Raw genomic sequence first — 15,755 nt, 5'->3', positions numbered from 1 at the left:
CGATGCACTATCAAGCAATTAAATTAAATGAGGAATTTTCGAAATTAAACGATCTTTGGTCTCCGAAACTCATTGGTGAAATGAATGACTATCAATTTAAGATCGTTAAGATTGCTGGAGATTTTGAGTGGCATGTTCATGAGGAGACTGACAAGTTATTTTTTGTGCTCGAAGGGGAAATGATAATTGATTTTCGTGATGGGCAAGTGAAGATTTCCAAGGGCGAGATGTATATTGTCCCTAAGGGAGTCGAGATCAAACCTTCCGCCGAAAAGGAATGTCATATCATGTTGATGGAGCCTGGAAGCGAAGTAAACACTGGCGGGACTAAGGCCGAATAAGTGTCAGTTATTGGAACCAGGAAGTTAATTTGCAATATCAGAGAGCCGATAACCCCGTAATGGGGTTATCGGCTCTGCGTCTGTAAGGCTAGCTCTTCGACATACATTAATCAGCAAACTCTCGGTTATGTCACTTGTTGCTGGTCTTCCTGATCAATTCCACACCATCGTATGCCAGAATTTCCACACTTGCTGCCTTCTGCAGTATGTAATGATCAAAAAAGTTCTTCGCATAGTCTGTAACAATATTTCGCATCTCCATAACATCCCGTTCACCTCTGAGTTCCTCATTAACACTGGTAAACACGATGTCACAGTAATCCAAATGTGCAACACGATCAACTGAGAAATAATAGGTTTCCATGCTATTGTTAGCGCCAATAATCGCATTCATATTATAGTTAGGTTCACAAAACAGGAACAAGAAAGGTTTCTTAAGATCGCTGTCAAGAAGTCCAAACGCACCGCTATCCAAACCAATCCCGCAGGTGAACCGGTCATCATCACGGCAAACCATCGCCGTCGTAGGCCCTCCATAGGAATGTCCGACTATACCCATGCCGATGTCAAGCAACAATCTGCCCTTAAAGATGGAATTCAGCTCTCCAGAGTCCAGTTTGTAAAGATAATCGGCTACATACCTTACATCTTCTGCCTGTGATTCACTATACTCTGTTATCTTGGAAAGTATCGGCAGTGCAAGCACGTTACGGCACATCTCAATGGCAGTTTCATCGTCAGGCCGCATCTCCATCTTACCAGCTAACGCCAGCATCTCCGGATCTTCACCAAAGGCTGTAATGACATCCGAAAAGTCCTTTGATACATTAAACAGGCGCCCATCTTTACGTTTATACATCGTGCTATTCTGATGGCCGATGCTTACCACAACATACCCCATGCTTGCCAAGTCTGTACAGAGCACTGTCCCCCATTCTGGAGATCCGCCCCCGCCGCAAACATAGAATAACACTGGATAGCGCTTTTCCTTCCCGGAAAGAGCAAGGTCGTCGTAACACTGGGTCTTGATATCTATAGAGAAAACATCCTTCAACGCGGTGACAAGTGGCTGCTCATTAAACATCTCGTAGACTTCAGGAAACATGTACGTTGATGTAGTCTTACCTTCGCTACTGTCAGACGGATAGTACACAAAAGCGGTCAGTTCTCTTTTGGAGTAATCTGATGCCGTGTACTCAAAATCCATCTGGGTTCGACCGACAGTATAGCCGCCAATTGGTTCTGGAAATGCATTATAGGTTTTCATTTTCTTTCCCCCTTGAGATCGCTAACCATTTCAGAATATTTATGATCTTCAAGCAGCCCATGGCCCATAAATTCAGCAAAGTACTTGCTGATCTTATGTTGCAGCTTAGAGTCCTTAATATCGAATTCCCTAAAAAACAAGATTAAATTAAGCTGCATTGACTCAAACATAAAAGAAATCAGGTCGTCGTCAACATCCGGTCGGAGATATCCATCAACCCTCATTCGGCGTAAAATGTCCTTGATCATGGGGAATGACTCGCCCTTTAACACATTCACATATACTTTCAGCAAAATGTCCTCAGGAATATATGAAAATGTTTTAGTCAGTTTGATTTCCAACTCATTCAGTGGCTCGGTCACCATGCCATTAACGTTACCAAATAAGCCAGTAAGGAAATAGCTGTAAAGGGAATCTTCATTACTGTTACTGAAGTATGCAGCTCTTTTCTGGGTCACATTACGTATTAAGTGACAATAAAGGTCATCTTTGTCTTCAAAATACCGATAAAATGTTCCGGGGTGCATGGACAAACTATCCAAAACCATCTTCATAGTTATATCCTCGTAAAGATTATCAACAAAAAGATGCATAGCGCTATTCGATATTTCCTCGCGCCTTGCTTCGTCTAAACGAAAGAAAGTATTTTTTGGCATAGATTACTCCTTAATTTGAAGTGTGAATTGATTCACACTATACCGATAATTCATTCACAAATCAACTGGTTTGTGAAAAGATTCGGGAAGAAATATGCAAGAGCCGCTGATCACTCTGATCAGCGGCTCTTTGAGATGTTTGTATTAAAATCAGTTGGTGAGGGATGAAATTCATGAATATCGGATCAGATATCTATTCAACGAGAAAGGACTTCAAGTACTTTACCACTTCCATCTTCAATAATACGTATACTGTTGTCATCGATGAGTTGAATGGTACTATCTGAATTCAAAATTTCCTGCTGGTCCGTTACCCCGTGAGCAATGGATTTGCGAATCAGACCTTTATTTTTGAATACCAAGGTGTACAGATCGTAGTCTTCCGTTTTACGATTAGTGTGTTCAATGATGACAATAAGTAGATTTTGGGGGCTCCTCTTGAAATTTATCTTAAGATCATGAGTATTCACATTCATGTCCTTGATCCCTAAGGGTATCAAACTCTTTTGTCCAGTAGAAGCATTCGTAATCTCAAGGTCTCCTTTTGCAGTGCGAATGACATAGGTGTAACCCATGTCGCTACCATAAAAAGTATCGGTATAATTGCTCAGCCCAGTCACGGTTATCGTATTCGTCTTCGTATCTCGATGAGTCACTTCCCCGTCCAAAGCAGATGCAAGAAATCTAATGGGCACATAAAGGTGACTAATATACGACACAGGTTCTGTGCCCATATCTACTTTTTGACCATCTACCTCGGCAATGCTGCTTCCCAAGTGCACAACAATATGCTTCTGACTGTTCTTCAGTACGGCCGTATTATCATCTTCCATCCCCCACACTAGGCCTGCCTTAATACCGAGTGAGAAAAAACTTCCGTAAGTGACTCCATCCTTGATTAACGTCTGAACATGGTTAATACGACCGTCTGCCCACTGAATTTCCAAATCAACATATTTGGATGCTGCTTCAGATTTTTGCGCCCCCAATGGTAATAACACCGACATCACTAATGCAACGACAACTACTTTTTTCAAATGCTTCATTCTCACAGCGATTCACCCACTTCATGTAATTTTTAATCTTACAATAGTAACGTTATGTTCCAATAAAAGTTTGATCAGCTTTAGACAGGAATTTGGTTCTTTTATAACAAAAAAAAGCCGCTAAAATAGCGACTTTCATTGGTACTATGCTCTTGGCCCATGAAACGATCTTGAGGCACGAATGGTCACTAAGCCGAAATTTCCATTACAACCCGAGATCATCAGCGAGTCCTTCAACACCTGTGAAGATGGAATCCCCGTAACCCCAGAAGTTGTTGAAATCAATAATGTAGATTTTTTTGTTTTTAACTGCGTTAATGTTTTGTACCTGTTTGTTGGCAAGCAGCTTTTCAATCGTCTGCTCAGGATCAATGCCACCAGCATACCTCGAAATAATCATTGCATCCGGATTAATCTCGATTAACTTCTCCAGGCTGAGTGTGCCAGTTTCATTAATCAGCATATTATGCATATTGATTAATGACATTGCACTTTCAATAAACGTATCACCATTTCCGTTGTAAATTCCAATGGTTCCATCACCATTATCCGAAAATGATGCATAATTGATCGTCTCAGCGCTAGCTCGGGCCGACAAGGCATTCTCGCGTGCTTTAAGCGTCTCAATATATGCCGCTGCATTGGCTTGTACGTTGAATATCTCACCTAATTCAGTAATATCCTGATACAGACTATCTAACGATGCATCAGGAACACTGGTGCTTTGTACATATGTTTTGATCCCCATATCATTCAAGCTGCTTACTGTACCAACACCCCAGTCCGCATCCTCAAACAATCCACCACGACCAACAACCAGGTCAGGCGTAGCCCCTATTGTCACTTCCTTGCCTACATAGCCTTCAGCTAGCACAGGAATTTGTTTAAACTCGTCCGCAATATCTTCAGGTACACTACCAAACAACGCAGCTACACCTACAAGTTTGTCTGTCAAACCAAGGCGAATCATCAGCTCGGCTGCACCTTGGGTATTGGCAACTACTCGTTCAGGTGCCTTGTCAAACGTTTGATCCTTCTTCACCCATGTGCCGTTCTCTGTTGTATAGTTTGAAACGGTTACCGGGTAAGTTGTTTCAGCAGGTGCTGAAGTCTCTGCATCCGATGTCTTCTCATCTGTTGCAACATTTTTCGCTGCTTGCTGCGAGTTATTGTTTGCCTGATCGCTAACATCACTATTATTGGAGCAGGCTACAAGTACAACAACAAGTGCAGCAATAAAACAAAATAACATTCCTTTTTTAAAGCGTGTAGACATTTAATTCTCTCCCTTTTGAATCCTTAATTTTCTATTTATGCATTATGTAAAATAGTTATTGTCAGTATACAGCAAATGTCGAATCTCGTAAATGATAATTATAATCATTCTCAATTGATGAAAAAAAAGGACATTCTCCTCTCCGTTTTTTTCTTGTGCTTTCGTCAACAATAACAAAAAAGCCGATCCAATTTATGATCGGCTTTGCTTGACACTATTCATACTCCAGTTGTTCTATCTGCTCTTACCAACCGCGGTTGGACATGCGCTCTTCTGGAGCCAATTTAGAAATTTCGATCCCTTTCATCGGGGCGCCCAAGTTTTTGGATACTTCAGCAATCAGTTTGTAATCGGTGTAATGTGTTGTAGCTTCAACGATTGCACGAGCGAATTTCTCAGGGCTATCGGATTTGAAGATACCTGATCCTACAAACACACCGTCTGCTCCCAGGTGCATCATTAATGCTGCGTCCGCCGGAGTAGCTACACCGCCTGCTGCAAAGTTAACGACAGGAAGTTTTCCATTTTCATGAACTTCGCGCAGCAACTCATAAGCTACACCCAGATTTTTGGCTTCAGCGTACAGCTCGTCTTTGGACATATTTTGCACTTTGCGGAGCTGGCTGTTAATTAGACGCATATGACGAACTGCCTCAACAATGTTGCCCGTTCCAGGCTCACCTTTTGTACGAATCATCGATGCACCCTCACCAATACGGCGAAGAGCTTCTCCCAAATCTTTGGCTCCACATACAAATGGTACAGTAAACTCATGTTTATCGATATGGAACACTTCGTCTGCAGGCGTAAGAACTTCACTTTCATCGAGATAGTCCACACCTAGGGATTCAAGCACTTTGGCTTCTATGTAATGACCGATACGTGCTTTGGCCATAACTGGGATAGATACAACCTTCATAACCTCTTCAACGATGGTTGGATCTGCCATACGAGCTACACCGCCAGCAGCGCGAATATCGGAAGGTACCCGTTCAAGAGCCATAACAGCTGTTGCCCCTGCCGCCTCAGCAATTTTAGCTTGCTCTGCATTCATAACGTCCATGATGACGCCACCTTTTTGCATCTCAGCCATTCCTCTTTTTACACGATCTGTACCTGTTTGCATGATTGTAGTCCTCCTAAGTAACTTTTGGTGGTTTTCAATAAAGGCATCGCTCTAATCTATGATTTAGTATAGAATGAGAATGGTCATATAAAAAGATCCAATATTTTTGGTTTTTATTGTACCACTTCATTTATAAATCTGGAGGTCCTATGCAGTTTCATGTAGCTTACAGTTCATATTTGAACCGAAAATATACGAAGATGAAGGCTCTCTATCATGCCATTCGTGATGCAATTCATGAAGGTAATCTTATACATGGCGAGAAGTTACCCTCTACTCGAGAGTTAGCCGCGACGTATCACATTTCCAGAGGAACCGTGAATCAGGTCTATGATACGTTGACTGCACAAGGTTACATTCATTCAGAGCATGGAAGAGGAACCTTTGTTGCTTACCAGTTGGATTTGAACAATAATGCGTCCACCGAGAAAGCTTGTACGCATCACTTATCCGCCTGGGGGAATCGTATTCAGCAGTTTGAACAGCAGTCGATTCAAAGAAATACACCAGCCAATGCTCATACACATGATTCCAGAATGAATAGCGACGAAGTGATCGACTTCAGCAAATATCAACCTGATTTTTCCAAGTTTCCTTACGATGAATGGAATAATCGATTGTATGCAGAGATAAGACACCGTGAGCATCACCTGAAAACAACCTCTGCCATGGTTAGTTCAACCGGGGATCCAAAATTGAGAGAAGCCATTGCTGCCTATCTGCGGAGGATGCGGGGCATTCAAGTCGATCCGGATCATATTGCAGTAACTGCAGGCTCCATGCAAGCTATAGCTCTACTCACTCAATTACTTGCAGATCCTGGGGATTATGTAGTGACAGAGAGTCCTTGTTACGTCGGGATTTCTAAAGCCATATTGGCTGCGGGTGCAAAGTTGATTGAAGCCAATCTCGATGGTCAGGGCGTTGTGCCCCAAGACTGGGAAGCACGTATGTTGTTTGTCACGCCGTCACGACAGTTTCCTACTGGTGAAATGCTCAGTCTGGAACGCAGACAAACCTTGCTGGACTGGGCACAGCGAAATGATGCCATGATTGTTGAAGATGATTATGATAGTGAATTCCGATATCGCGGAATGCATGTTGAACCACTGAAAACACTCGATAAAGTAGGACGCGTAATCTACCTGGGTAGCTTTACCAAAACCTTGCCTTTAGAAGTACGACTTGGTTATGTGGTTCTTCCCCCTACCTTGGCAGATACCTTTAGAAAGGCACAGGCATTATACGAGCCAAGACCCGTCAACCTGATCGAACAACGGGCATTAGCTGCATTCATGACAAGTGGTCAATATGAACGTCATCTGCGCAGAATGAATCGATTATACAGTCGGAAATTCCATCTGTTACTCAAACTTTTGAACAAGCAGCTCTCTACATGGTTTGATTGGGTGGAGAATGAAGCGGGTCTACACGTGTTTGGTTGGTGGCGAGGTAATGTGACCACTTATGAGGCCTTTAGGGAATCAGCTCGGTCACAAGGTGTGGTATACTCAGAAGTCAGCAGTTCAACGGCTGTTGGTATGAAGTATGGTATCTATTTGTCTTTTGCACATTTGTCAGATGAACAATTACAGGAAGGCGTATCCAGATTGAAAAATGCCGTTACAACTGCATTGTGAGGTAAATCGTCTCCAAAGTGAGTACAAGAAGATCATCATTCGGAAGAGGGGCGATCGTTATGAATTGGTTAAATGAACTTTATAAAATGAATAAGCAGGAACCGGACAAGGAAATCGAACGTTCTTTGGTTAACGCCATCTTCCGAATATATGACCGGTTCCACCGAATTGGCCTTAGAGAGCGGATCGGACAGCAAGAAATGTCTCTCGATATCGCAGATGCTTATATCCATGGGCATAACGCCATGATTGAAGCTGGTGTCGGAATCGGTAAGTCTTTTGCGTACCTGATCCCAAGTCTGCTCACGAATCAAATGTCTCAGAAACCAGTCATTATAGCGACATCCTCCATTCAGCTCTCGGAACAGATACATAAAGATTTAAGGATTATTGGTAGCCGGTTGGGATTCTCAACGGTTCGCTCCGTGGTGGGAAAAGGCATGGGGCAGTATGCCTGCCGAAGTAGAGCAGCTGAATGGATCAGTCTTGATGATGCTAACTCCTCCGTGTCTACCCTTGCGCAGCGCATATTAGATTATGAAATTGATGAAAGAGCCGATATTAAAGCTGGGGTTAGTGATGCCGAATGGTCCCACGTTTCCGTGAATGATTGCAAATTTGAACGTTGTCATCATAAAACTGCATGTTTGTTTTACGATATGAGAGCGAAATTAAATGCAAAAGCTCACGAGATTGATTTTATTATCGTAAACCAGGACTTGCTCATACGAGATTTGATGAAGAAAAAAGAAGGAACCAAGAGCATCATCTCAGAACAGCCTGCTCTGATCGTCATTGATGAAGCGCATAATCTGGAAGCAAAAGTTCGGGATGCCAGAACACTCGAGTTCACTTATCGGGGAATCTGCCGCATTCTGGATAACACGGTGCAGCTTCTAACGAAGCAGTCCGGGGATAAAAGTCTCTTCTCACAATCTAAGTTCATCAAAAACTGCGCTGAGCGCATCTTCAAACAGGTAAACGCGGATCTGCTCCACCATGCCAAGCAGGATAACGACCGAATCAAAGTGTCGGAGATCAAAGGAATACCGTTAAACCAAGTCTTAAACAATTTAAAAGATCTCAGTCTGCGCCTTTCCATTTTGACCTCACGCCACGAGCGGGAGATCGATGACGCTTTTGAAGCCATCAACGGGCTAATTACCCTTATTAGTGTCTTATCTGAAATAGAGGACAACTATCTTTTTTGGGCAAGCAGTCCCCTTAGAGTAACCACAATCAGCATCTGTCCCAATGATATAAGCCAATTTCTGAAATACGCTTTATTTAATGGTAAGGTACCTGTAATCCTAACATCAGCAACGCTGTGCCAAGGCGGGGATACGCTGGAGGAACAATATTCTTATATGACGCACTCCCTTGGTTATAAGGGAGGTTTCTTAGAGCGCCAACCCTCCCCTTTTGACTACACCAACCATGCCATGATGTATATTTCGAACAAAGTTCCCTATTACCACCACGATCAGCGCGAAAACTATCTTGAAGCAGCGTACAACGAAGTGGTTCAACTCTGTAATCTAACTCAGGGAAGAACAATCGTTCTTTTTTCAGCAAAAGAGGACATGAAATACATTCACAAAAATTTGATCTCAAAGGCTAATGAATACACATGGGCACTCCATGTTCAAAAAGAGGGAGCATCACAGGACAGTGTCATCGCTGATTTCAGGAAAAGCAAAGGTGTCCTCCTGGGTACTGGTGTATTCTGGGAAGGTGTGAATATCGAGGGGTCTGACCTGTCACAGGTCATTATTTTCCGGCTGCCCTTCCCTGTTCCATCGGATCCTGTTTATGAATATAAGGCATCTGTAACAGAGAATCCGTTCATGGAGGTGTTTGTACCGGACATGCTTCTTCGGTTACGGCAAGGAACGGGACGCTTGATCCGCAGTGAAACGGACCTTGGCATACTCAGCATACTTGACTCCCGTCTCAGCGCAGCGGCTAAAAAGAATTATCGGGAACAGGTGCTGGACACGTTGCCTTTCAAAAAAGTGACTGAGGAGTTGGAGGTTTTAGAGAAGTTTGTTCAAACTAAGGGGATACGACGAACGGATTAGAAGTGGTACACCCAAACGCTATAAACTGTTCAAATCACATGAAACGGCCCTTCCGCTCATAAAGCGGAGGGGCTAATTTCATGCTGTAGGATTTATGCTACAATATATTCCAGATCTACGAATCCCAAAGGAGGCATTACTATGGTTGAAAGACCAACTACAGAGGAATATGCAGCTTATTATAAAGGGTACATCCAGCTTGTTCCTGAAGGGAACATCATCGAACGCTTAGAGCTGCAAGCCAACATCGTACCAACTTTGCTCTCTTCATTGACAGAGGAGCAAGCTAATTATCGGTACGCCGAAGACAAATGGAGCGTGAAAGAGGTAATCGGTCACCTTTTGGATAACGAACGCATCATGAGCAGCCGATTGCTTCGCATCGCCAGAGGTGACCAAGCGAACCATCCCGGCTACGATCAGGACGTGCTTATGCAGACCCACCCTTTCAATGCGTATACCCTGGCCGATTTGAGCGAAGAATATGCTGTCACACGTCGCTCAACCATTCTTATGCTCCGTCACCTCACCCCGGAAGCATGGCTCTGTAAAGGGATCGTCAGTGATAATCCTGCTTCAGCTCGATCGATTGCATTTGTTATGGCTGGGCATGAGCTCCACCATTGTTCAGTACTTCGCGATCGCTATTCGTTAGATTTGAAATTATAAAATTCATCCAAAAAGACTTTGAACCTGCATTCGCTGTAGGATCAAAGTCTTTTCTCATCAGTCGTTTTATCGTTCAAATTATCGTTCAAAATGAATCCGATGTGCGTCCTCTCGCAAAGATAATGTGGAATAATCATTTAGAATCGGAATGTCCCCATTGAATTCAATGGGCAGTACCACATAGCTGGACTGAAAATAATCCGATCCGTTCCAGCGATCTGCAAAATACAGATACTCCTCCGCTGATCGTTTCAGCACAAACGCTGGTTGCGTTTGGTACGTCGTTTCATCGCCAAAATCGCTGAGCATCCCCCATGGACCATCCATCGTATTAGCCATCGCGTATTTCCCTTGATTGGGAGCCCAACCCGTGCAAAATGAGGTCACCATATAATACTTCCCTTTCCGTTTGAAGACGGCTGGCGCCTCCCGATACTCCCCCTGCCACACCTTTCCGATAAGACTTTCCACATTGAGATAATCCTCCTGCAGACGATAGATGTGCAGGTCCGCATTGTCTCTGGCAGCCGAAATAAAATAAGCCGTTCCGTCATCGTCCTGAAAGAGCGTGCAGTCACGCGACATATACCCGTACGGATTAAAGCTGCCATGATACACGAAATGACTATCCGGAGAATCCGATGTGGCAATGGCGCATGCGGCATCGTTGTAATGGTTACCATTCTCATAGTGAGCCCAGAGGACAAACTTTTTTGTCACCGCGTTGAAAAGTACTTTAGGCCGTTCGAGATTTACCTTTCCACCTTTATCGTTCGCTAATGCCAGATTTGTCCGAACTCGAATGGGTGCAGCTGGTGTAGAGGTGGTCAAGATATGGTTTCGAAACTCCCAGTTGAATAGATCTTTGGAACGATAACAACTAACATATATATCGTCCCTCCGATCTTCGCCATACCAGTAATAATAGTCGTCATGGAATAACATATGTCCACCATGGGCATGGATCGGATTACCGCTTGAATCATTCCAGATGCCACCATTGGTTAATTGATTATTCACACCGTTACCTCTCTTCTTTTAAGAACAACATTAATTGGTGTCCGATCCAAATACCTTCACTTCCCATAGTCTTGGCGTGTACCAATTGTTGGGATTGTTATGAAGTGCCGCATTTTGCATATTAATTCGTACATACCTGGCAGCAGTGCTCGATAGCGTATCTGATGTGAAACCGTAAGATGTATTATTGGTTCGATCCAATGCCACGGTCCAGTTTACATTATCCGTACTGGTCTCGATTTTATATTTGTAATAACCTTCGGAGCCTTTTTGCATCCACCAGGAGATTTGCACATTATTCAATTGCTGAACAGAGCCGAGGTCGACCTTCCACCAATGTGGCCAGGAACTGCCTGTGCCTACCCATTCGGTTTGATAGTTGCCATCATTAGCATAACTTGCCGGATTTGTTCCAGTAACCGTTTGGGCTGTTGCCGGTTTACCTTGTGACAGCAGTTTTCCATTCTGAACGGGAACGACAACATCATCGCTTGTGTTATAAAGGACTTGATCAAAATAATCATAAAATGCGTAACCATCAGAGAACCAAACGGGAAGCAGTCGTTCCTCTGTTGTTCCATTTTGCGTACCTGCCCAGCCGAACATCCAGCGATACGCAACCATAACCACGTTGTTGCCCGTATCTGGCTTCACCCGCATGACGGAACCCGACTGCGCCGAGAAGGTTGACGTGTTGCCAATCGTCCGCAATTCAGACCAATCTCCGTCTATGCTTGTTGCTGATGAATACAGGGGGATACTGGGGTACCAACCTGCCGCTTGGGAAGAGAACAAATAATAAATACCATCTTTTTTGATCATTTTAGGCAGTTCCCTGTGTTGATTTTGATAAATAACAGAAACTTGATGATCCACATCCAACCAATCGGAGGTTAACTTATATAAGATGGTGTCCGAATTATTATTGGCCGTAGAGATCAGATATGCCGAATCATCATCATCTTTGAAAATGGAGATATCCCGGGATTGGTTCCCTTCCGGTCGAAAGCTTTTGTGAAATGTAAAGTCTTCTCCAGGCGTGGCTGAAGCCACCGATACTCTGGCAAGTGTGTAGTCTGTACTGTTCTCATAGTGAGCCCAAAAAACAAATTTGTTCGTGGGTGCATGGTAGAGGATATTAATCCCCTCAAACTTAGAATTCGCCAGATCGGGATGATCTGTGTAGGAAAGGACCACTTTATCGTTACCATAATTGATGTCATCCGTTGACGTCTGTTGAATCATTTCGCCAAAACCGCCTGATGACTTTTGCACGAAATTGAATCTGTAGTAGGTGTCTCCAACTTTAAGTTCATTCGGGAGCATAAGCGTTGATTGCGTTGTGTTATTAAAAGTTGTGAGGTTCTCTGGAAGGCTGTAAGGGGTATATTCTGGCGAGACAGCGGAGGTTAACAAGGAAGTTCCGCCATATGCCTTCACTTGATACTTGTATGTGTTCCCTATGTTGAGTTCATAATCATCCGTCGTTGTACCGGTTAAGGCCTGTAATAACGAATAAGGCGCATCGTTCTCGGATCTATACAACTCGTATGCAGTCGCTCCCTGGACAGGTGCCCAATGGATTTTGGCATTGGATACTTCGGATTCATTCTTCAGCACAAACAGTGTTGCAGCAATATGGGTCTCTTCACCAGCAGCGTGAACGGTTTGAGCTGAGGACGTTAAATGAACTGTTAACAACATCAATGCAATGACGATAGCCATCCACGATTTACCTTTGATCATGTCTCATCATCTCCTTTTTTAGAAGACCAACTTTCCTGTTGCCGGAAGGCTGATCCAGGTGAAACTTGACTTTATTTCAAATTCATCAGTGTCATTACATCCGTCTCGCTGGCTTGGTTGTACCATTCGTTAACTTCTTCGATCACGGTGTCTCCGCCTTTTTCATGCCACTGTTTCACAAAGGTATCAAATGCTTCAAGCGGCTCATTGCCATATATGATTTTGGTGAACGTCTCTTGTTCCATGGTGGTCAACTGTTCCCACACATTTTGCATCGTTGGTGTTGGTGGACCGTTAAACTCATTTGGCAGTAAAACATCTCTGTTTTCATACGAAATCCGATATCCGTCCTGCGTTGTTTGATCTTTTGAAGCACTCTGAATGAGGACGCCCGTGTCGGCTTTAACTCCATTCGCCAGATCGTAGTAGGATTGGCCGGGACCATCAACACTCGGTGTATTTTTGGTAAATGCCATTTTCCCAACGCCCTGCACAGCCTCTAATGGTGTATTGAATTTTGTTGGATCAAAAGTGACTTCATCGTTAACGATATCGTAATCGTATCCTTGAGCGTAGCCGTATTTGAACTCTCCCGTGCTGAACGCTGCGTCGTACATTTTATCGTAGTACAGGAAGAAGGCTTCCATGTTCTGAAAATCCTTGTTAAACATGAACACACCATCGTTCAATTGGGCGGATTGGTAGGTCTTATCACCGTTCACACCTTGAATGGTCGGATAAGCACTAATTTTGGCACCCTCCACATTTTTCTCTACGTCCTTCACACTGTCGTAAAGCCAAGGACGACCAATGATGATGCCAGCTTTCCCCTCCGTAAAATCGGATAGTGCGTCCCAAGCCCCTTGGGTGGCCAATTCTTTGTTCAAGTACCCTTTTGCATACCAATCGCGTAACTTGGCAAGTGCCTCTTTGTTGCCAGGAGCCACAGATCCATAGGTGAGTTTGCCATTGTCGTTATGCCATTGCCTTGGAAGATGTTTGCCCGTGTATGCGCTGAAAATCATGACCGGATCGCTGACCCAGCCCGTATTGTAGGAATCTTTACCTGAAAAAGTAAAGCCGTATGTGTCTTTCTTGCCGTTCCCATCTGGGTCCTCATTGGTGAACGCCGCGATGACTTGTTCAAACTCATCAATCGTTGTTGGCGCTTTCAAATTCAACCTGTCTAACCAGTCCTGGCGGATCAACATGACCTCGCCTTCAGTCAGATTCGGCGCAATCGCCATCCCGTAGACCTTGCCCTCCCTAACCACTGGATTGAAGGTGGTCGGGTATTGTTTGTATATTTCTTTTATCCGGTCAGGCATGTAGGTTGAGATGTCTTCCGTTATCTCCTTGACCTGCCCCGAATCAATCAGATCATTGACCAGCATGGTATCATAGACGGGCAGAACGTCGGGCAACTTCTCGGAACCTGTCAACGCCAACCGTAGCTTGGTATTATATTGTGAAGCATCACCTCCCAGCAGGGTGGTTTGGATTTTGATACCCAGATTTTGTTCGCCCCAGCGAGTCAATACATTGTCATTCAACGTCTCACCGTTGATGTACTTTCCAGCATTTTCATCCTGTTGTTTGGCGATGGTGATCGTAAACGGTGGATCATATTTTCCGTCTTTAAGCACCGATGCCGGTGCGGTCTCAGAAGCACTCTCCCCTTTGCTACAGCCAGCCACAAGAACAGCCGACAGCATAACCATACTTACCATTTTCCATAAATCAGTTCTTTTCTTCATGGAAACATGCCCCCTTCACTCATACTCAATTTGTTTTCTATATAAGTTCATATTTACACTGGCACTCCGATGACAGAACAACCTTCCGATCGCTGTTATTCCCAGAATTTTTGATTCACTTTTACAAAGGTGAAATTCTGGTAATAAAGGCGAACGCTCCGCTTCTTCAGGCTTGTTCTGTCCTCTCCGTTATCGTGTAAATTTTAGTTAAACTTATATAACGATCCAATTTGTCGTCATCCTAACTATTCTTTTACGGCTCCTAGTACAATTCCCTTCACGAAATAACGTTGTAAAAATGGATAGACCAAAATGATCGGGAGCGTGCTTACAAAAATTTGCGCTGCCTTGATGCTCTGTTCAGACATTGCGGCAACCTCAGACTGGCTCATCGCCATATTCTGCATATTGCTCTGCACGACGACCGTCTGTAAAAACGAAGCCAACGGGTACTTACTTGCATCCGACATGTACAAAATCCCGTCAAACCAGGAGTTCCAGTGCCCTACCATAATGAACAAGGATACGGTCGCGATGCCAGGCAGAGATAATGGTAAATATATTTTGCTGAGAATTACGAAGAAGGACGCTCCGTCAATGAAAGCTGCTTCTTCCAGGGCTTTGGGAATCGTTTTGAAAAAATTGACGAGAAGAATCAAATTATAAGCACCAAAAGCGCCCGGTAACACAAGAGCCCAGATGGTGTCCTTTAATCCAAGGGCTGTGATCAATATGTAAGAAGGTATCAATCCCCCCGAGAAGAGCATGGTAAAGATAAAAAACCACATGAGCACGTTACGTCCCCGGAATTCCTTGGACAGGGCATATCCTGCACAGGTAAGAATAAACATGCTGATGGTTGTACCCAAAACGGTTCGAGTGATGGATGTCAGCATGGCACCATTGAAATTAGAATTGTTGAACGTTTTTACATAGGCATCCACGTTGAACCCCACCGGCCAAAATGAAACCATATTACCGCTAATGGCCGCTTTACTGCTTAGAGATTGCGCCAACAGATGAAGCAGTGGAAGAAAACACGCCAGACCCGCCAGTATCATGAACGCGTAATTAAAATAGGAGAATACTCTATAACCTGTCGTTTTATGGTACATGATTCCTCTCCCTCC

Annotated in this window: 13 protein-coding genes; 4 read left to right on the top strand and 9 right to left on the bottom strand. The window is 43.9% G+C overall.

Annotated features, from left to right (window positions below):
- Positions 1-2 precede the first annotated feature (2 nt).
- On the top strand, positions 3-341 hold the full coding sequence (locus MKY01_RS15840; RefSeq protein ID WP_074095159.1) for a cupin domain-containing protein: 339 nt from the start codon (positions 3-5) through the stop codon (positions 339-341).
- A gap of 130 nt (positions 342-471) precedes the next feature.
- On the opposite strand, the gene MKY01_RS15835 is transcribed toward MKY01_RS15840, so the two are convergent.
- From MKY01_RS15835 to pdxS, 5 genes are all read right to left on the bottom strand, one after another.
- Entirely contained in the window at positions 472-1,608 is a 1,137-nt protein-coding gene (locus MKY01_RS15835) for a choline esterase (RefSeq protein ID WP_339286988.1), read from the bottom strand.
- Positions 1,605-2,264 carry a TetR/AcrR family transcriptional regulator gene (locus MKY01_RS15830; RefSeq protein WP_100527874.1) on the bottom strand — a complete coding sequence of 220 codons (660 nt, stop codon included), beginning with the start codon at positions 2,262-2,264 and terminating at the stop codon, positions 1,605-1,607. Before MKY01_RS15830 ends, MKY01_RS15835 begins: the two co-directional genes overlap by 4 nt.
- A 197-nt stretch (positions 2,265-2,461) precedes the next feature.
- Complete coding sequence (locus MKY01_RS15825; RefSeq protein WP_339286986.1) at positions 2,462-3,310, bottom strand: copper amine oxidase N-terminal domain-containing protein; 849 nt, start codon at positions 3,308-3,310, stop codon at positions 2,462-2,464.
- Between the two features lie 205 nt (positions 3,311-3,515).
- Complete coding sequence (locus MKY01_RS15820; RefSeq protein ID WP_339286984.1) at positions 3,516-4,586, bottom strand: ABC transporter substrate-binding protein; 1,071 nt, start codon at positions 4,584-4,586, stop codon at positions 3,516-3,518.
- A gap of 244 nt (positions 4,587-4,830) precedes the next feature.
- Entirely contained in the window at positions 4,831-5,715 is an 885-nt protein-coding gene (gene pdxS, locus MKY01_RS15815; protein WP_200869424.1) for a pyridoxal 5'-phosphate synthase lyase subunit PdxS, read from the bottom strand.
- Between the two features lie 146 nt (positions 5,716-5,861).
- On the opposite strand from pdxS, the gene MKY01_RS15810 reads away from it, so the two are divergent.
- The 3 genes from MKY01_RS15810 (at position 5,862) to MKY01_RS15800 (ending at position 10,102) form a co-directional block, all read left to right on the top strand.
- Positions 5,862-7,352 (top strand): PLP-dependent aminotransferase family protein, encoded by a 1,491-nt coding sequence (locus MKY01_RS15810; protein WP_339286982.1) that lies wholly within the window; start codon positions 5,862-5,864, stop codon positions 7,350-7,352.
- A 59-nt stretch (positions 7,353-7,411) separates the two neighbouring features.
- Positions 7,412-9,433: an ATP-dependent DNA helicase gene (locus MKY01_RS15805; protein WP_339286980.1), complete on the top strand. Its 2,022-nt coding sequence runs from the start codon at positions 7,412-7,414 to the stop codon at positions 9,431-9,433.
- A 141-nt stretch (positions 9,434-9,574) separates the two neighbouring features.
- Complete coding sequence (locus MKY01_RS15800; protein WP_339286978.1) at positions 9,575-10,102, top strand: DinB family protein; 528 nt, start codon at positions 9,575-9,577, stop codon at positions 10,100-10,102.
- 78 nt (positions 10,103-10,180) lie between these two features.
- Here the strand turns inward: MKY01_RS15800 and MKY01_RS15795 are convergent, their stop codons facing one another.
- The 4 genes from MKY01_RS15795 to MKY01_RS15780 all read right to left on the bottom strand — a co-directional run bounded on the left by MKY01_RS15795 (position 10,181) and on the right by MKY01_RS15780 (position 15,740).
- Positions 10,181-11,122 (bottom strand): family 43 glycosylhydrolase, encoded by a 942-nt coding sequence (locus tag MKY01_RS15795; RefSeq protein ID WP_339286976.1) that lies wholly within the window; start codon positions 11,120-11,122, stop codon positions 10,181-10,183.
- Positions 11,123-11,152: 30 nt separating this feature from the next.
- Positions 11,153-12,868: a discoidin domain-containing protein gene (locus MKY01_RS15790; RefSeq protein ID WP_339286975.1), complete on the bottom strand. Its 1,716-nt coding sequence runs from the start codon at positions 12,866-12,868 to the stop codon at positions 11,153-11,155.
- Between the two features lie 71 nt (positions 12,869-12,939).
- Entirely contained in the window at positions 12,940-14,625 is a 1,686-nt protein-coding gene (locus tag MKY01_RS15785; RefSeq protein ID WP_339286973.1) for a hypothetical protein, read from the bottom strand.
- Between the two features lie 245 nt (positions 14,626-14,870).
- Positions 14,871-15,740 carry a carbohydrate ABC transporter permease gene (locus tag MKY01_RS15780; protein ID WP_017688372.1) on the bottom strand — a complete coding sequence of 290 codons (870 nt, stop codon included), beginning with the start codon at positions 15,738-15,740 and terminating at the stop codon, positions 14,871-14,873.
- Positions 15,741-15,755: the final 15 nt, after the last annotated feature.

Source organism: Paenibacillus sp. FSL R5-0486 (assembly GCF_037975155.1).
GTDB classification, from domain to species: domain Bacteria; phylum Bacillota; class Bacilli; order Paenibacillales; family Paenibacillaceae; genus Paenibacillus; species Paenibacillus amylolyticus.
Note: the sequence above shows the minus strand (reverse complement) of the source record. Positions and strands in the feature narration are given on the sequence as shown.

What these genes read in the sequence shown, in the direction of transcription:
- MKY01_RS15835 (WP_339286988.1), bottom strand. Translation starts at nt 1,608, where the DNA reads ATGAAAACCTATAATGCATTTCCAGAACCAATTGGCGGCTATACTGTC.
- MKY01_RS15805 (WP_339286980.1), top strand. Translation starts at nt 7,412, where the DNA reads ATGAATTGGTTAAATGAACTTTATAAAATGAATAAGCAGGAACCGGAC.
- MKY01_RS15800 (WP_339286978.1), top strand. Translation starts at nt 9,575, where the DNA reads ATGGTTGAAAGACCAACTACAGAGGAATATGCAGCTTATTATAAAGGG.
- MKY01_RS15780 (WP_017688372.1), bottom strand. Translation starts at nt 15,740, where the DNA reads ATGTACCATAAAACGACAGGTTATAGAGTATTCTCCTATTTTAATTAC.
- MKY01_RS15830 (WP_100527874.1), bottom strand. Translation starts at nt 2,264, where the DNA reads ATGCCAAAAAATACTTTCTTTCGTTTAGACGAAGCAAGGCGCGAGGAA.
- MKY01_RS15810 (WP_339286982.1), top strand. Translation starts at nt 5,862, where the DNA reads ATGCAGTTTCATGTAGCTTACAGTTCATATTTGAACCGAAAATATACG.
- MKY01_RS15820 (WP_339286984.1), bottom strand. Translation starts at nt 4,586, where the DNA reads ATGTCTACACGCTTTAAAAAAGGAATGTTATTTTGTTTTATTGCTGCA.
- MKY01_RS15840 (WP_074095159.1), top strand. Translation starts at nt 3, where the DNA reads ATGCACTATCAAGCAATTAAATTAAATGAGGAATTTTCGAAATTAAAC.
- MKY01_RS15825 (WP_339286986.1), bottom strand. Translation starts at nt 3,310, where the DNA reads ATGAAGCATTTGAAAAAAGTAGTTGTCGTTGCATTAGTGATGTCGGTG.
- MKY01_RS15785 (WP_339286973.1), bottom strand. Translation starts at nt 14,625, where the DNA reads ATGAAGAAAAGAACTGATTTATGGAAAATGGTAAGTATGGTTATGCTG.
- MKY01_RS15790 (WP_339286975.1), bottom strand. Translation starts at nt 12,868, where the DNA reads ATGATCAAAGGTAAATCGTGGATGGCTATCGTCATTGCATTGATGTTG.